The sequence below is a fragment of the Leeuwenhoekiella obamensis genome (assembly GCF_055391795.1).
This window is the reverse complement of sequence record NZ_AP029251.1, coordinates 481821-499854: the sequence shown is the minus strand read 5'-3', so window position 1 is coordinate 499854 and position 18034 is coordinate 481821. Positions and strand designations below refer to the sequence as shown.

The following is an 18034-nucleotide window of genomic DNA, read 5'->3' as shown; positions in this document are numbered from 1 at the left end:
TTTTTATGGCTTTCGCCGAAAGGCAAACTAGTGAAGTTCTCGTATAATTCCTTCAATAGTTAGACCTTCTGCCTCGGCTTTGTAGTTCTTAATAAGACGATGGCGCAAAATCCCTTCTGAAACCGCTTGAACATCCTCAATATCTGGAGAATATTTACCGTTTAAAACAGCATGTGTTTTTGCCGCAAGGATAAGGTTTTGAGAAGCACGTGGCCCAGCACCCCAATCTAGATAATCTTTTACGATCTGTGGTGCAGCCGCTGAAGCAGGTCTTGTTTTACCCACCAACTTCACCGCATATTCAATCACATTATCTGCAACAGGAACTCTGCGAATAAGCTGCTGATATTCTACGATCTCATTTGCTGTAAATAGTGCATTTACTTTATTTACACTTTCAGTCGTGGTAGCCTTAACGATATTCACCTCTTCTTCATGAGATGGATATGTAAGGTTTATCGCAAACATAAAGCGGTCTAATTGTGCTTCTGGTAATGGATAGGTTCCCTCCTGCTCTATCGGGTTTTGAGTAGCGAGAACAAAATATGGTTTACCTAGGTCATACCTTTTCCCGGCAACGGTAACCGCTTTTTCCTGCATGGCTTCTAGAAGCGCTGCTTGTGTTTTAGGCGGCGTACGGTTTATCTCATCTGCAAGGATAATATTTGCAAAAACGGGCCCAGGAAGAAATTTGAAATTTCTGGTTTCGTCTAATATCTCAGAACCTAGAATATCACTAGGCATTAGGTCTGGCGTAAACTGAATGCGTTTAAAATCCAGACCTAATGCTTGTGAAATTGTATTAACTAATAATGTTTTGGCAAGACCAGGCACACCAATAAGAAGTGCGTGCCCACCACTAAAAATAGATAAAATGACTTCGTTAACTACGGCCTCCTGACCTATGATAACTTTAGCGATTTCAGATTTTAGCGAACCGTATTTTTTTACCAGTCCGTCGATTGCCGCAACATCAGACATATTATTTTATTCGTTTATCCAGTTATTAGAAAAGTCACAAGAGCGATGATCACGGTTTATTTTAATGTACGTTTCATCTATTTTCTCGTTCTGCCATTTCTTAACAGCCTCGATACTTTTGTCTTGTAACGCAAGGTCTTTGATCTTTAAATAATCTACAGCAAAATCTGCTTTGTGCTCATTTACACGTTTAGAAACTGTGTAAATCTCAAAACGTGTTCTACCCGTTCTTGTTGGATTATTAAACACTTCACTAATATCATCCACTTGTAAATCTCTAACTTTAGGATAGATCTCTGGAGGAAGGTTTTTAACCTCAAACATTCTGTCTTGTGTAGTAGGGTTAAAAAGCACACCACCATCACTCGCAGTTTCCTTCTCATCAGAGAATTCTTTTGCAGCGTCAGAGAAGGTAAGTTCACCTTCCTCAATACTTTTCTTGATCTTCTCTATCTTTTCTTTAGCCGCTTTTTCAGATGCATCTGTGATCTTAGGAATTCTAAGAATATGACGAAGATCGATCTGTTGACCTTTGATCTTCACTACCTGAATAATATGAAAACCAAATTCTGTCTCAAAAGGCTTACTGATCTCACCTTCTTGTAGACTAAAAGCAACATCTCTAAATTCTTTTACAAACTGCGCCTTACGGTCTACACCTTCTATCAATCCACCTTTACCACGCGTTGACTCATCTTCTGACCAAAGCACAGCCTTTGTAGCAAAGCTGCTTCCGTTAAGAAGAATATCTGTGCGGTAACCATTAAGTTCATCGATTACCTTTTGCTTTTCCTCCTGCGGAATTTCTGGCTCGACCATGATCTTAGAGATCTCAACTTCATCACCAAAGATTGGCAAACCGCCTTCACTATCTTTTAACTCATTAAAATACGCTCTGATCTCTTCTGGAGTTACCTCAAGATCTGCAACGATCTTTTGTTGCATCATTTGCGCTAACTGGTTATTCTTATTGATCTCAAAAAGTTCTTTCTCAAGATCAGCCATAGTTTCTTTGCGATAAAATTTAAGAACGCGTTCTTCGCTTCCGCCAAAGCGCTCCTTAAAATAACCTATCTGCTGGTTCGTATAGCTTCTGATCTCTGCTTCAGGAACCGTAATACTATCTACAATTGCCTGATGCGCATAAAGCTTAGTCTCCATAAGCTTATCTAGCAAATCACAATCGCTCACACCAGCATCAGCATTTTGTTGTTTTAAACCTTCTCTCGCCTGAAAAATATCACTATCAAGAATAACAAAATCTCCTACTACCGCAGCAACACCATCTACTTTAAAAGATTTAAGTTGTGTGGTTTGCACTGTATCTGTAGCAACTGCAACGTCTTGCCCGCCTTCACTAATTACCTCTTGCGCATTTACTGTAATCGCCACAAAACAGCACGCCGCCAGCAAACTACTCTTTATCATAAACTTCAAACTGATTGTTTTTAATCGCATCTTTAATTATATCCTTTTCTAATTTCTTGATCAAATCCAGCTTCTTCCTGTTTACAAGCACCTGTTTTACCGTAGGTATCACATAATCAAGAGGTGCTTCTTCATTTCGCGAAAGCTTTTCTTCAATCGCGATCAAATATAAACCTAATGAATCACGCAGTTGCAGGAAACTGGTATTTTTTAAATATTCGTCTTTGTTTTCTGGAGTTATTGCAGGTATGGTTTTTACCACCTGATCTGCACTTATCCAGATACTATCATTAAGTGACTGCGCCTTAAACTGTACCGAAATACTATCAAGATAGCGTTTATCTTCATTATTAAAACGTGTGAACTTCTTCTTCACATCATCCAGATTATACGCATTCTCGCTTATCTGAATATATCTCAATCGCAACAGATCTTCGTTGAGCTTAAAGTTCTCCTTATTATTCTCATAAAAACTTTTAACCTCAGCATTTGTTACCGCGCTATCCAGACCTTTTGCCACCATCACATCCTTATACGCCTGCGCATAAAGATCTGCACGATATTGCTCCACAAGATTCTCCATACGCTCTTGATCATTTATGGCGATGTTACGCTTAGCGCCATCCAGCAACAATTGCTGTCTTGCCCAGCGCTCCACAAAACCATTAACCACAAGCGCACTATCTTCTGGAGACATATTAGGCGTCACCAGATCTTCAATATCACTTTTATATAAGAACGAATTATTTACTCTAGCTACGGGAATTCCCTCTTGCTCATTCTCAAAAAATGAGCAGGAAGAAATCACTATTACTACTAAAACTGCTAAAAAGACCTTCTTTTTCATCTAGTGTGACAATTCTTTTTTCAACTTCATTAAAACCGGTTCATTCACGATCACTTCATAATTCTTTTGCAGTTCTTCTAGCCATTGTTTTTCTAGCAGATCTTGATAATCATTGATCACTCTTCCCTTTACTTCGTTTAATTTTTTGGCTTGCGCCAAAAGCTTTTCTTCCAGCTTAACGATGGTGTAATCTTCACCTTCATAGATCTTGCTCAAACCCATCGCCGGAATATAACCATCTGGAAGCAATTTATCATCTTTTGCAACCGTAGCATTTGTGAAAAACACATTCACTAAACCATCTTTATTCAATTGCTCTTTAATTACGTCTTGTGATTTGCCTTGTTGCAAAAGTTTTAAAACCTCTTGAGCCGACTTCTTATTAGGCGAACTTGCGACCAAAACCTTAAACCTTTCTGGCCATTGATAATCCTTTTGATTTGCTTCAAAGAAATTCTTCAACCCTACTGAATCCTGCTGAGCTTTATTCCAGATCTTTTCTTCCATTAAAGCAAAAAGCAAAATACCTTCTTTATATTCTTTTACGATCTGCGCATATTCTTCATTGATCTCTGCTAGATGTTCTCGATGATATCGCTTCAATAAATAGTTTACAAATTGAAAATATGTAGCTTTTAAAAATGATTCGGCATCCTTAAATGCGGGAGCGCCGCGCTGGGCTTGCTTTACAAAACCCGCAAAATCATTATACGTGAATTTCTCATCCTCTATGATCAAAGCGATTTTGTTTTTTTCTTCCTCAGTGAGTTGCACTTGCCATTTGCCTTGCATCAAACTTTCAGGATTCTTTTTGGCGAAAGCCGAAACAACTTCCTCAAATCTTTGAACAGCATGCTGATCATTCAATTTTACCAAAAGTGCTTCTTCAACTAACGAAGACCTAGCATCACTTTTGATCTTATTTTCTAGAACGGGTCGCAATTCTTGAATCGATGGCACTGGGATTTTATGAAGCAGCTTCACAATATGCCATCCTAATTCGGTTTTAAAAGGCTCTGTGTAATCGCCAGTATTTTGAAGCGCAAATGCTTTTTCTTCAAAAACCAAACTACGCAACTGCCCCGCAGAAAATGCATTGAGTTCACCTCCTTTTACAGCGCTCTGGCGATCGTCGCTATACTTCATCGCTAGGCTTTCAAAACTTTCGCCTTGCTTGAGCTTTTGATAGATCTCTTTAATACGTGTTTCTGGGTTGACATTTGCATCTTGATCTGTCACGATAATATGCGCAACCTTTATTTCACCTCGATTTTTACGCTTACCAAGAATATTCAAAATATGGTAACCATATTTAGACCGAACGATTTTAGAAACTTTGCCTACGGGAGTTTCATAAGCTGCTTTCTCAAATGGATACACCATTTTAAATGCGTGAAACCAACCTAAATATCCAGCGTTCTCTCTTGCCGAAGGATCTTCACTTTCTTGTTTTGCGGTAGCTGTAAAGTCGGCGCCATTAATAATTTGCTCTCGTATCTTAGAAATTTTGGCGAAAGCCGCAACCGTATCTTCTGGAGTTTGCGCCTCTTGCAGACTGATCATAATATGACTCGCCTCAACTTCCTCAATGGTGTGCGCATATGCCTCATTGATCAGCACCTCCGTTACCGGAGCGTCTGTCATATAATTTTCGGCAAGCTGCCTGCTGTATCCTTCAAGTTCGTTTTGCAGATCAGTCTTTTTATCAAGCTCCAGAGAATATGCCTGCGCTAGTTTTAGTCTGTATTTTTTAAAAAGCTCTAGATAGGTGTCAATATCCTTTTGCGACTCGTCTTCTACGAGGTCAAGATTTTTGAGATACACGCGCTTAAAATCTTCAACATACACCGGCGCATCATTAATTGTCATGAGCACTTCGGTGTCATTTTGGCCATAGCCAGAAAATAATGTTGCTAGAAAGAGCGTTAAGAATATTTTTTTTACTGAAACCATATACGTAAAAGGTGAGCAAAAATATGAATAATAAGCCTGTTTTCAATTGTATTTGCGAAACGAAAACAAGCGCCAGTTATTGCAATATGGCTTTCGCCAAAAATTTAAATTCACAATTACCATGCTCACATTAAAGTGTGATTTTTTAATTTGGCACACTAATTGACTTTAGACCACTACATGGCAAAACTTATAAAACTTATTTGGGATTTTAGAGGAGCGACCGCCCAACACATTGCTACACATCATGCGATCCACCTTGCAGATTATGCAAAAACAGCAGGCTTGGAAGATTTACCTATAGGACACGAAGCTGTTGTACCAGGTGCGCATCACATTGCGTATATGGTTGTAAATGAGGAAAACATGATCACAACTCGCGATGCTTTAAAACCAAACAGAGGAACGTTCTACAACCCAATAAGCTGATTGAGTTTAAATTATATAAAAAACCTTTGTTCGTAAAAAGGCTTTTATATCTTTGCCAAGTTTTTTGAGAACCCTAAACAGAAAATTTTAAACGTAAGGATGACACGTATCATCAACTAAAAAGGAAAATTATGAGAAACGTATTAGCAGCATTAGCATTTTTATTTGTAGCTGCAACCGGATTTGCACAAGGTAAAGTAGGAACTGTAAATAGTGAGCTTCTTGTGGCAAGTATGCCAACGATGGATTCTGTACAGAAGAGTCTACAAGAATATGGAGCTGGCCTTGATAAGCAATATCAGGAACTTATTGGTGAGTATCAAAAAGCCGCTGCAGATTACCAAAGAATCGACAGCCTTCCTACTACTACTGACGCAGTACGTAAGTCTAAAGGACAAACTGTAGGATTGATCCAACAGAGAATTCAACAATTTGAGCAAAACTCTCAACAAATGATAGGTCTTAAGAGAAATGAACTTATGGGACCTCTTTACCAAAAAATAGGTGAAGCTGTTGATGCAGTTTCTGAAGCTCAAGGGTATTCTCAGGTTTTCTCAACTACAGGAAGTGGCCTTGCATACGCTGATCCTAAGCACGACATCACACAAGCCGTTGCAGATAAGCTAAAGATCAAACTTCTTACTGAAGATGACATCAGAAAGATGCAAGAAGAAAGACAAAAATTAATGCAACAGCAACAACAAATGGGTCAGCAATAATCTGATTCATTTATTGAAAAAAAGTAAGGGTCGCAAATGCGACCCTTTTTTATTGCTTTATGTTTTATTTGGCTTTAAGCCAAAACATATTATCTGCTATAGTTAGGAGCTTCTTTAGTGATCGTTACATCATGCGGATGACTCTCGTGAATACCACTAGAAGTGATCTTAACAAATCTACCCGAAGCTTTAAGTGTCTCAACATCTTTAGCTCCGCAATATCCCATACCAGCACGAAGACCACCGATAAATTGGTGAACGCTTTCAAAAAGCTCTCCTTTATAAGGAACACGACCTACGATACCTTCTGGAACTAATTTCTTGATATCATCTTCCACATCTTGGAAGTAACGATCTTTAGAACCTTGCTTCATCGCTTCTACAGACCCCATACCACGATAGGTTTTATATTTACGACCTTCATAAATAATTGTTTCACCAGGAGACTCTTTAGTTCCTGCAAGTAGTGATCCAAGCATTACACAGTCGGCTCCTGCGGCGATAGCCTTAGGAATATCACCTGTATATCTAATACCTCCATCTGCGATCACTGGCACACCAGTTCCTTTTAGCGCAGCTGCGACTTCTAGCACAGCGCTAAACTGAGGAAAACCAACACCCGCAACAACACGAGTTGTACAAATAGAACCAGGACCAATACCCACTTTTATAGCATCTGCTCCAGCTTCTACAAGATATTTTGCAGCTTCTGGCGTAGCGATATTACCTACCACAACGTCAAGCTCAGGAAATTTACTTTTTACTTCTTTAAGTACAGAAACCACGCCTTTAGTATGACCGTGTGCTGTATCTATCACCACCGCGTCAACACCCGCATTAACCAACGCCTCAACACGATCTACTGCATCACCGGTAACTCCTACAGCTGCTGCTACACGAAGTCTACCATATTGATCTTTGTTTGCGATTGGTTTTTGCGTAAGCTTAGTAATATCTCTAAAGGTGATAAGACCTATAAGTTTATTATCATCTGTTACAACAGGTAATTTCTCGATCTTATGACTTTGTAAAATTACCTCAGCATCCTTAAGAGAAGTACCTTCTGAAGTTGTTACCAGGTTTTCACCGGTCATTACTTCTACGATCGCTCGATTCTCGTTTTTCTCAAATCTTAGATCACGGTTTGTAACAATACCTTTAAGTCTACCTTCATCATCTACGATCGGGATACCGCCAATGCTATGCTCTGCCATGCTACGCTTTGCATCTTTTACAGTTGCTGTAAGCGGCAAAGTAACTGGATCAAGGATCATCCCACTTTCTGCACGTTTTACGCGACGCACTTTAAGCGCTTGCTGATCTATGGTCATGTTTTTATGCAAAACACCTATACCTCCTTCTTGTGCAATAGCGATCGCCATGCGAGATTCGGTAACAGTATCCATAGCCGCAGAAACGATAGGAACGTTAAGCGAAATGTTACGCGAGAATTTTGATTTGATACTTACTTCTCTAGGAAGTATTTCAGAATAATTGGGAACTAGGAGTACATCGTCGTAAGTAAGACCTTCTCCTAAGATTTTTGATTCGTGAGCAGTCATCGCAATTAAGATTTAATTGCGTGCAAATATACGGTGAATTATTGAACCATTTGTTGCCAGAACGTTATTAATGGAAAATCAAGCCCTATAAAACAGCATTTGCCATAGCACAAGCAAAACTGAAAACACAAAAGACAGCGTCATCAATATACCCGAAATCATAACAATACAGGTAAACCAATAACTACCAGACCAAATCATATAGATACCACCAAATGTCAGTAACACAGATAGCAGTGGTTCAAACATTAAATTTTTTTTTAGCCATTGTGGTAAGCTTGTCAGCGAAACGAAAAAACCCAGAATCAAAAAGATAATTGACATACTCAGAATATGGGTATGAATGATATTGAGCATTTCGCGTTCACTTTTCTTAAATTTCATTTCTTCTGCCTCCAGGTCATCTTCATTACCCACATAATTCTCCTCAATCCCGACGGGATTCATTCCTGATGTTTCTTTTACAAATGAAAGACCAGTAAAATACCCCACACTAAGAACTACGAGAAAAATAGCAATAAACCATTTTATATTTGGCGAAAGCCTATGAATCACTCCAGATAGATCTATCATAAAGCGCCCTCAGCATTTAGTATATTGACAGATTCTAAAACCTGAGAAACTGCATTTGTCATTGATTTAGCAGAAATCGTAGCGCCAGAAATGGCATCTACATCCTCGCCATAGGTTATTGTACTTTGTGGAGTAAGACCTATAAATTGCACCAGCCAGCGCTGAGATCCCACCTGCCTACCGTAATCTTCACGATAAATTAGAATTTTTGCTTTTTTAATAGTCCAATCTGGCTCAAAAAGCACGATGTAGTCAAAAACGTTTTTCTTGCTAGGCGCCTCTCCTAAATATAGATATCCTATAAGATCATTTTTCGCTTTAAGCGAAAAGAAATGCTCACCACTTACAGCCACCGGAGTTTTATTGTCTAACGCAGGCTCAATGTTTATAGCTTCTAGCTTAAAATCCTCTACTATATAGGTCTCTTTTACTGCTCTTTCTATCTTCTGTAAAATTCGTTCAGGAATATTATCTGTTGAAGGTTTAAAAGCAAAAAGCAGGAAAAACATCATTAACATGATGCAAATCCTGCTTGATAGATATAATTTTTTATACATTTTATTTTTTCACAAAAGATTGAATCACCTCACCATAGGCATCTTTGCCGGCATCGTCTTCCATAGAAAAAAGATGCATAAATAAAGGCTGTTCATCAATAGACTTTTCAAGCGTCAATTTACCTTCCATATCATAAACTGTAGTCCATACGTCACGTATTTCAGCCCATTTCTGTTCATGTTCATTCCACCAATTTTTAGCTGCTTTACAACGTTCATCAGGCACCTTTGTATACACATTAAATCCCTTTTCTTGCGCTAACAATTGATCGCCATTCTCATCGCGTATAATTTTGTCATTATCCTGCTCATGCACCCAGCCAGTATTTGTAATCTCTACATGATTACCGCGCTTCATAACATTATAGTCATCTCGCTTGCTATATTCACGACGAGGAAGTGGCGAATATGTATAATTCTCCCAATAGTCACGACCATCTGCATGAACCCATGTTGCCACACCACTGTATCGCGGACTATCATCTACTTGATATACCTTTTGCGTCCAGGCTCCTGCAACCTCTTCTTTTGCTAATTCTTGAAAATCCCAAGCATTGTCTTTATTATAATAAAAAACTTTAGGGTCTTCGTACGTCCAGTCTTGACGCCAGTGCTTAATAACCATAGTATCTTGCACAACTAGTAGATGCTGAATAGAGATCTTATCATCCTCTTCTTCTACCAACTCTGCCCACTCAAGAGCCGCCGCCGTGTAGTCTAGATGCTTTTCATAATCAATTTCTGGAGAGAAGGTCTCAGTATACTTAAAAGTAACTTCATAGCATCCACACATATTCTTGATGCTCTCGATATCCTTTTCTTTTTTATCGCTTTGCGCGAAAGCTACTATGCCGCAGCCCATCATGATTATAGTTAACAGTGTTTTCATTTGTGTTGTATTGTTTGAGTGCCAAAAATAAAAAAAAACTTATTTAATCTTATTTAGATTGAATTAAAATAATATTCTATGTTTGCATCGCTAATTAGAATAATTCTAAATTGTGAAATTAATATTTCTCTTTCTCCTTTTTAGTTGCTATTACATCAGCGCTCAAGACCACGCTGTAGATTCTACGCATGTCAACACTTTAGATGATGTTGTGATCACTGGGCAAATCAATAAGCAAAGTGTAGATAAATCTGTCTTTGAGGTCAAGGTCATTAAACGTGAAATGATGGAAAACCTTGCAGCAAATACGCTTGCAGATGTTCTCAATCAAAGCCTCAATATAACCATACAACCCAATGCTGCTACGGGAAAAAGCAGCGTACAGCTCTTTGGTCTGGATGGTCAATATTTTAAAATCCTTATTGACAATATCCCGCTGATCAACGATGAAGGACTGGGCAATAATACAGACCTAACCCAGATCAACCTAGATGATATAGAACAAATAGAAATTGTTGAAGGAAGCATGGGTGTTCAATATGGCTCAAATGCAGTAACGGGAATCATAAATATCATCACAAAAAAATCATCCCGCTATGAGTGGGAAATCACACCATACCTTCAAGAAGAAACCATAAGTGATGAATATGCTTTATTTGATCAAGGACGACACATACAGTCAATAAAAATAGGTCATCAGCTAAACAATAAAATATATGCCAACGCAAGTTTTACGCGCAATGATTTTAAAGGTTTTGCAAATGGACGTCAAGGCAAAGACCATCCATTTAACGATGGCCTTCGTGGTTTTGAGTGGTTGCCAAAAAACCAATACACAGGCAAAGCGCTCATTAAATATTCTAGTAAGGATTTTAATGCTTTTTACCGTTTTGAATACTTTGATGAGCAAGTTTCTAGATATGATTCATTAGTGCGAGAAAACTACAATCCATCTACGCAAACCAGCAGACCCACCGCTTCAGATGAGATATTTTATTCTCATAGAATGTACCATCACCTCAACCTCAATGGTAAATTCATAAACCGTATATCCTATGATGTTTCCTTATCACATCAGCAACAATCTAGAGACATTGAACGATACAATTACCGTATCAATACAGGAGGAAAAACAAATATTGAAGAAGGAGAATATCAATCAAGAAAAGGTATCTATTCACGCGGCACATTTACCGGTTTCTTAACCTCAAAGAGAACTGATTTACAAATAGGCTATGAACTAAGCAATATAAACGGCTTTTCATCAGCCATTGCGGGAGATTTTGATGGTGAAAATATAGAACGCAGACTGGCAAGCTATGATCTATTCACTACGATGGAATTACCTGTTCTTAACAGATTTTCAATACAGCCGGGAGTACGCGCAATGTTCTCGTCACAATTTGACACCCAACTCGCATATTCCCTTAGCGCTAAATATGATTTTAAGAATGACTATCAATTACGCGCCGTTGTAGGGAGCTCTCCTCGCAACCCCAACTACGATGAACTTTTCACCTACTTTGTAGATATTAACCATGATGTTCAAGGTAATGCAAGTCTTAATCCAGAACGAGGTTTCTCAACCTTCTTGCATTTAAAAAAGAGTTTTGACCTCAATAATTCTGGTATAAGGCTTTCGCCAAAAATATCTGCATGGTACTTAGATGTAGAAGACCGCATTGAACTTACGGTAGTTAATCAAAGTCCGCTGGCGTTTCAATACAACAACCTTGATGTTTACCGCACCCACGGAGCGTCTTTTACAAATAGCCTAATGTTCAAGAATATAAAATTAGATGCTGGTGTAGCATATTCTGGACAGAGTAAAGTCTTAAATAGTGATGGTGAGTATAATGATGATTACCTCTACGCGCTTCAAGCAAACGGAAACATTTCATACACTATCCAAAAATGGGATCTCACAACATCATTATTCTACAAATACAACGGACCACAATATCAATTTCTGTTAGACACCTCTGGTGAGGATTCTCAATTTATCCGCGCAGAACAGCAAGGATATAGCTGGATGGACGGATCTATAAAGAAGCGTTTTTTTGGCGAAAGCCTAGAACTCACACTAGGTGCACGTAATATATTTAACATTACGCGCATTGCAAATCAAACGGTCTCTGGAGGTGTGCACAGCACGCCTAATCAAGGCATACTTATAGGGTATGGCTGTAGTTATTTTCTGAAAATTTTATACAACCTTAATATTTAAATATCAACCTATGAAAAAAGTAATATTACATACAATTATGAGTCTTGTGCTACTTATATTTTATGGCTGTAGCAATGAAGATGAGACAGTGATCACTGAAGACTTAGTGGTCGCATTTGAGAATCCTGCACTAAGTTTTGACAGTGTTGACAGCAGTAAAGAAGTAAAGATCATTTTCTCCACTGAAGCAACCGAAAGTGGAACATTGACATTAACCTACACTGCAGAAAATGCAGTTTATGGTGAGGATTTCACAACAACTCCTACTGCAAATAATGGCAACTTAACGCTAGATTTTGAAGCCGGAGCAAATGGTGTATCCTTTACTTTCAACAAGCTTAAAGATGCCATTGAGGGAACATCAAAAAATGTAAGTTTTGAAATAAGTAGCATCACAACTGCTAACGCTTATGCAAACGGCAACACCGCTTTAGTGGTGAGCTTTACTGAGATCGCAGCTCCTGCTGGTACCTTCTCTCCAGAAGTGGGCGGCCCAAATGAACCAAACCAAGTTTATGTGGATCTTAGTTCGCTTACAGAAACAGCTGTTAAAAGAGATTCTTGGGATCTAGCGTTTTATAGTGGTAGCGAGTTTCGGGTGAAGATCAATGGTTCGATCTTTATGGCAGCCGCAGAGCTTGACGCTACAGATATTGATGCCGTAACCCCAGAAGATGTTGCAGACATACAAGCGGGAGTTGCCGTGGGAACTTTCAATCCCGCTAATACCGCTTACATTGATGGCGTTGAAGGAGACATCACCACTACAGCTATTGCAGAAATTTCAGAGACTGATGATGACAACAAAGTATATCTTGTTAATCTAGGTAATGAGATAGGCACAGAAACTCCTGATGTGGGTAGAGAAAATATCAATGGCGAAGCCCGAGGATGGATGAAAATTAGAATTCTTAAAGACGGTAATGATTACAAATTACACTACGCCGCTTTAGATGCTACCACTCATAATGAAGCTACAATTAGTAAAGCCAGTAATAATGACTTTACGTTTTTTAGCCTTATAGACGGGAACACTGTAGATGTTGCTCCTGCAAAAGGTAAATGGGATTTTCAGTTCACGCCTTTCACTAACGTAATCACAGGTTTTGGTTCATATGGCTACGCAGATTTTATTATAACCAATAGCCTCAACAATGTGCAAGCCTATGAGGTAGAAACTAGCATAAAAGCGTACGCCGATTTTACCGCTGCGGATGTGGATGAAACATCCTTTATTGCAGAACAAAGAGCTATAGGAGCTAATTGGCGCAACGGTGGTGGGCCTAATTCGTTACCGTCATTAAGGGATGATGTCTATTTTATTGTAAAAGATGCTGATGAGAATGTTTACAAAGTAAGATTTACAGCTTTTACAAGCGAAAGCGGTGTGCGTGGTAATCCTGCATTTGAGTTTGAATTGCTTTAAATAACCATACTTAGTTTGAGTGAATCCAAGTTTTGTTAATGTTTATCTTGGGTAAATCAGGGAGTCCTTACCATACGGTAAGGACTCTTATTTTTAGTCAATCTTAATACAAACAATTCAAAACTAGCTATTTATATTGTTTCTACTCTGTAACCTCATTACTTTTAATAAAATTAAAAAACAAAAAAGATGGCTATTAGACTAGGAAACAGTTGTATTAATTGCGAGAACCTCCTTGAAGGCGAGTATTGCAAAGTGCACGAAATAAACGTAAGTGAAAGACATACATGTGACAGTTTTGAAATGAGAGCTGCACTTAAAGATGATCCTAACTGTAGCACTTGCTCCAGATTTGAAGGTCCTACTTGTGCTCACCCACAAAAAGCTGATCCAGGTATGCTTTGCAATCACTGGGCACCTCAAAGAGCAAATGCATAGTATTGGTTAAATAATAATTTTTTTACCAAAAGCGTCAACCTTACCGTTGGCGCTTTTTTAATGATAGGTAGAGAAGATCTTTGTCGCCTCGTTGTGCGCAGACTCAAAACTCATTGTTTTTACTCCGGTATTCGCTTTCGCGGAAGCGAAATAAGAAAGCATTTTCTCCGTAGGCATATTGCCGGTAAGCTCATCTTTTGCCATGGGACAACCTCCAAAACCTTGAATTGCACCATCAAATCTTCTACAACCCGCATTATAAGCAGCATCAACTTTTTCAAACCACTTTGCCGGTGTCGTGTGTAAATGCGCACCAAATTCAACTGCTGGATATTGTGGTATTAACCCTTTAAAAAGATATTCGATCACATCTGGAGTTGAGCTTCCCACGGTGTCTGATAGCGACAAAATATTCACGCCCATCGCTGCAAGTTTTTCTGTCCATTCTGCAACGATCTCAACACTCCAAGGATCACCGTAAGGATTACCAAAACCCATACTTATGTAGACCACTACTTGCTTGTTATGTTTTTTGGCTAAAGCCAAAATCTCCTTTAGCACATCTACGCTTTGCGCGATAGTTTTGTGCGTATTACGCATCTGGAAGTTCTCTGAAATACTGAAAGGATAACCTAAGAAATCGATTTCAGGAAATTGACAAGCGTCTTGAGCTCCGCGGGCATTTGCCACAATTGCCAGCAACTTTGTATCTGTTTTTGAAAGGTCTAACTGACTTAAAACATCTGCCGTGTCTGCCATCTGCGGAATGGCTCTGGGAGAAACAAAACTGCCAAAATCCAATGTATCAAAACCGCAACGCAATAATGATTGCAAGTATTGCACTTTTGATTTTGTGGGAATAAAATCCTTGATACCTTGCATGGCATCTCGGGGACATTCTACGATTTTGACGTTTGAATTCATAGGGTTTCTCTACCCCAAATATACGATAAGTAAAAGCTCTTACGCTATTGTTTTGGTATGCTTAACGTAAATGTTGAGCCTACTCCTAATTCACTATCTACGGTTATCATTCCTCCCATTTTACGTGCGATCTCTGAGCAAAGAATAAGTCCAATGCCATTACCAGACTCATTTGCAGTACCTTTAATAGTTACACGTTGTTTTTTCTTAAAGATCTTCTCAATGTTTTCTTGAGAGATCCCGATTCCAGAATCGTTGATATGAATGTGCGCAAATTTTTCATCTTCACTGTAAGCATATTCAATCTTACCGCGAGCATCAGTGAATTTAATGGCGTTGTAAATTAAATTACGCACGATAACTTCAATTGCCTTCTCATCACCATTAATATAAACATCCTTAGGGATTGTACAGGTGATCGCGATATTCTTCTTCTCTATTTCTAAGGTATAAATATCATCTACCTTCTCAAGTAGGTGGCTTACATTGAAGTGCTTATTACTAAACGTATAACCATCCATTTGAGATCTTGCCCAAGTAAGCACACTTTCAATAAGGTCATAAAGATTCTCGGCTTGCTTGCCTAACTCAACAATAAGATAATCTATATCTCGATCGCTTAGTTTGTCTCGGCTGGTTCTAAGTAAATTTACAGACGCCATGATCGCAGATACGGGGCTCTTCACATCATGAGCAACAATACTAAAGAGATTGTTTTTCTGCTCATTTATAGAAGCTAGATTTCGGTTATTCTCGTTTAGGATACGCTGATTGTTTCTCAGGTTAATATTAGACTTCCTCTTACGCTTATAAAGATCATAGGTTACCCAAAGCAACCACAAGATCACCAATACAAGAAAGCTACTAACCCAAATAAATATCTGCTGATTTCTAAGTTTAGAATCTCTTACAATAGCTTCATTACGCAAGATGATGTTTTCTTTCTCTCTAAACTCTATCTCATACTTGTCTCTAATATTAACAAGCTGCTCCTGATCGTGACTGTATTTATAATGTTCTTTAAGATCTATAAATTGATTGGCATACTTCCAGGCTTCTTCATAATTTCCTTTTTTAGAATAGAATTCTGACACAGCCTTGAATTCGAGAAACTGCCTGTAAGAATCTTTCTCTTTAAGCAAGTCTATTAAGATCTCATCTACATAAACCTCTGCTTTATCAAGGTCATCTTTTTCTATGTAGCATAAGATCAACTTAGCTTGCGAGAGCTCTTTAAACCATGGTGAATTGTTTTCATTTTGCAACGAGCGATTAAAAGCTACGATGGCATCATCGTAATTTTTCACACCTAACAAAGCACTTCCTAGAAAATAATTTGCTGCCTGAATTCTTGTAGTATCCTTATTCTTTTCAAAAAGATCTATTGCCTTTCCTGAAAGTTCAAAGGCTTTTAAAGGTTGGCCTAACTCAGTAAGCACCGCACTGGTGTTAAGCAACAAATCACCTATAAAAGGATAATTTGTTTTTGAGTTTATGTATTGCTCCGCTCGCTCAAAGTTTGTTCTTGAAGATTGAAAATCCCTAATGTAAAAATCTATGATCCCTATAGATTTATACACATTGCTCAAGCCAACGCTATCTTCTAAACCTTCATAATAAGGTATAGAACCTATTAATGCATCAGCACTTAAGGCGTATTCTTCATTTATGAAATAATATTGACCTTTATTGCTTTTGGCATCAGCCAAACCCTTATCATAATTCAATTGTTGAGCAATACGCTCTGCTCTATTGAGATATGATTTTGCTTTGGGATTATTGTTCTCTGTATAAATGAAGCCAAGCTCATTAAGAAGGTCTACTTGTTCACGGCCTTTACCTACACCGGTGAGCTCTTGTTCTAGAGAATCTTTTATTTTTTGGCTGTAGCCAAAAGAAAAAACAAACAGCATAGCCACAAGCAAGCATAAATGCTGTAATCTTAAAGATCTGAAAAGGGATATTTTATATTTTAAAACAGTCAAGCGCTCATTCTCTAGGCGACGAATATATAAATAAAACAGAGGTAATGCGTAATAATAACTTGATGCTAAGTTATTCTTTTACATATTTTTAACTAAATGCTTATTTATCTTCTTGATCATCGCCGGCCCTTCGTAGATAAATCCTGTATAAACCTGAACAAGATCTGCTCCTGCTTGTAGTTTTTCTAAAGCATCTTCTGGAGTGAAGATCCCGCCCACAGCAATTACAGGGAATTTGGCCGCGCTGTTAGATTTAATGAATTTAATGACTTCTGTTGCGCGTTTTGTAAGTGGTTTACCGCTCAATCCTCCAGTCTCATTTTTATTTTCGCTTACAAGTCCGTCGCGACTTATAGTTGTATTTGTTGCGATAAGACCCGCGATCTTGCTTTCATTAATAATATCAATTATATCTAGCAATTGATCATCTGTAAGATCTGGAGCGATCTTTAGCAGAATAGGCTTTTGAGTTTCTTTCTCAAGATTAAGCGTCTGTAATTTAAGAAGCAACTTTGTTAAAGGCTCCTTATCCTGAAGCTCTCTTAAACCAGGCGTGTTAGGCGAGCTCACATTCACCACAAAGTAATCTACATGCGGAAAAAGTGCATTAAAACAATACACATAATCATCTACCGCATTTTCATTAGGCGTTACTTTATTCTTGCCGATGTTTCCGCCTATCAATACGTTTTTATTCTTCTTTAAGCGCTCAACAGCTTCATCTACCCCACCATTATTAAAACCCATGCGGTTAATGATCGCTTGATCTGCCTTAAGGCGAAAAAGTCGCTTCTTAGGATTACCGGGTTGTGGTTTTGGCGTAAGCGTACCAATCTCAATAAACCCAAATCCAAATCCCGAAAGCTCTTTAAATAACTTCGCATCTTTATCAAAACCTGCCGCAAGACCTACCGGATTTTTAAATTTCAGGCCAAAAACCTCACGTTCTAGCGATTTGTCTTCTACCGCATACATAGATCGTATCACACCGCCTAAGCCAATTTTGTGCGCGATCTTAATTGCTTTAAAACTAAAATGATGAACAGCCTCTGGATCAAATTGAAATAATAAAGGCCTGATGAAAGATTTATACATG

General features: G+C 38.4%; 16 protein-coding genes. 5 read left to right on the top strand and 11 right to left on the bottom strand.

All coding sequences use genetic code 11. The features are described from left to right. Positions 1–27 precede the first annotated feature (27 nt). The 4 genes from ACZ5L8_RS02290 to ACZ5L8_RS02275 are packed head-to-tail and all read right to left on the bottom strand — an operon-like array spanning position 28 to position 5209. Entirely contained in the window at positions 28–981 is a 954-nt protein-coding gene (locus ACZ5L8_RS02290) for an AAA family ATPase (protein WP_464439461.1), read from the bottom strand. A 6-nt stretch (positions 982–987) separates the two neighbouring features. Continuing rightward, complete coding sequence (locus ACZ5L8_RS02285) at positions 988–2409, bottom strand: peptidylprolyl isomerase (RefSeq protein ID WP_464440903.1); 1422 nt, start codon at positions 2407–2409, stop codon at positions 988–990. Continuing rightward, positions 2396–3256, bottom strand: coding sequence for a peptidyl-prolyl cis-trans isomerase (locus tag ACZ5L8_RS02280; protein ID WP_464439460.1), 861 nt, complete (start codon positions 3254–3256; stop codon positions 2396–2398). Before ACZ5L8_RS02280 ends, ACZ5L8_RS02285 begins: the two co-directional genes overlap by 14 nt. Then, the gene (locus tag ACZ5L8_RS02275; RefSeq protein WP_464439458.1) at positions 3257–5209 is read right to left on the bottom strand and encodes a peptidylprolyl isomerase; all 1953 of its coding nucleotides are present in this window, start codon (positions 5207–5209) and stop codon (positions 3257–3259) included. 180 nt (positions 5210–5389) lie between these two features. Between ACZ5L8_RS02275 and ACZ5L8_RS02270 the strand changes: the two genes are divergently transcribed. Both ACZ5L8_RS02270 and ACZ5L8_RS02265 read left to right on the top strand, forming a co-directional pair. Continuing rightward, a complete protein-coding gene (locus tag ACZ5L8_RS02270) occupies positions 5390–5638 on the top strand; it encodes a hypothetical protein (RefSeq protein ID WP_464439456.1) in 249 nt (82 codons plus the stop codon). 131 nt (positions 5639–5769) lie between these two features. Next, positions 5770–6357 (top strand): OmpH/Skp family outer membrane protein, encoded by a 588-nt coding sequence (locus tag ACZ5L8_RS02265; RefSeq protein ID WP_464439455.1) that lies wholly within the window; start codon positions 5770–5772, stop codon positions 6355–6357. 89 nt (positions 6358–6446) lie between these two features. On the opposite strand, the gene guaB is transcribed toward ACZ5L8_RS02265, so the two are convergent. The 4 genes from guaB to ACZ5L8_RS02245 all read right to left on the bottom strand — a co-directional run bounded on the left by guaB (position 6447) and on the right by ACZ5L8_RS02245 (position 9938). After that, a complete protein-coding gene (guaB, locus tag ACZ5L8_RS02260; RefSeq protein WP_464439454.1) occupies positions 6447–7919 on the bottom strand; it encodes an IMP dehydrogenase in 1473 nt (490 codons plus the stop codon). 78 nt (positions 7920–7997) lie between these two features. Beyond that, the gene (locus ACZ5L8_RS02255) at positions 7998–8492 is read right to left on the bottom strand and encodes a hypothetical protein (RefSeq protein ID WP_464439453.1); all 495 of its coding nucleotides are present in this window, start codon (positions 8490–8492) and stop codon (positions 7998–8000) included. Then, on the bottom strand, positions 8489–9049 hold the full coding sequence (locus tag ACZ5L8_RS02250) for an FMN-binding protein (RefSeq protein WP_464439452.1): 561 nt from the start codon (positions 9047–9049) through the stop codon (positions 8489–8491). The genes ACZ5L8_RS02255 and ACZ5L8_RS02250 overlap by 4 nt, the downstream gene beginning before the upstream one ends. 1 nt (position 9050) lies before the next feature. Further along, positions 9051–9938: a DUF6607 family protein gene (locus tag ACZ5L8_RS02245; RefSeq protein WP_464439451.1), complete on the bottom strand. Its 888-nt coding sequence runs from the start codon at positions 9936–9938 to the stop codon at positions 9051–9053. A 112-nt stretch (positions 9939–10050) separates the two neighbouring features. Here ACZ5L8_RS02245 and ACZ5L8_RS02240 point away from each other — a divergent pair, with 112 nt between their 5' ends. The 3 genes from ACZ5L8_RS02240 (at position 10051) to ACZ5L8_RS02230 (ending at position 14029) form a co-directional block, all read left to right on the top strand. Further along, positions 10051–12165 (top strand): TonB-dependent receptor plug domain-containing protein, encoded by a 2115-nt coding sequence (locus ACZ5L8_RS02240; RefSeq protein WP_464439449.1) that lies wholly within the window; start codon positions 10051–10053, stop codon positions 12163–12165. Positions 12166–12175: 10 nt separating this feature from the next. Further along, positions 12176–13591, top strand: coding sequence for an HmuY family protein (locus tag ACZ5L8_RS02235; RefSeq protein ID WP_464439447.1), 1416 nt, complete (start codon positions 12176–12178; stop codon positions 13589–13591). Between the two features lie 189 nt (positions 13592–13780). Then, the gene (locus ACZ5L8_RS02230) at positions 13781–14029 is read left to right on the top strand and encodes a hypothetical protein (protein ID WP_464439445.1); all 249 of its coding nucleotides are present in this window, start codon (positions 13781–13783) and stop codon (positions 14027–14029) included. Between the two features lie 57 nt (positions 14030–14086). Here the strand turns inward: ACZ5L8_RS02230 and ACZ5L8_RS02225 are convergent, their stop codons facing one another. The 3 genes from ACZ5L8_RS02225 to ACZ5L8_RS02215 all read right to left on the bottom strand — a co-directional run bounded on the left by ACZ5L8_RS02225 (position 14087) and on the right by ACZ5L8_RS02215 (position 18033). Then, positions 14087–14953 carry a hydroxymethylglutaryl-CoA lyase gene (locus tag ACZ5L8_RS02225; RefSeq protein WP_464439444.1) on the bottom strand — a complete coding sequence of 289 codons (867 nt, stop codon included), beginning with the start codon at positions 14951–14953 and terminating at the stop codon, positions 14087–14089. Positions 14954–14997: 44 nt separating this feature from the next. Continuing rightward, positions 14998–16866, bottom strand: coding sequence for a tetratricopeptide repeat-containing sensor histidine kinase (locus ACZ5L8_RS02220; protein ID WP_464439442.1), 1869 nt, complete (start codon positions 16864–16866; stop codon positions 14998–15000). 150 nt (positions 16867–17016) lie between these two features. After that, positions 17017–18033 (bottom strand): quinone-dependent dihydroorotate dehydrogenase, encoded by a 1017-nt coding sequence (locus ACZ5L8_RS02215; protein ID WP_464439441.1) that lies wholly within the window; start codon positions 18031–18033, stop codon positions 17017–17019. Position 18034: the final 1 nt, after the last annotated feature.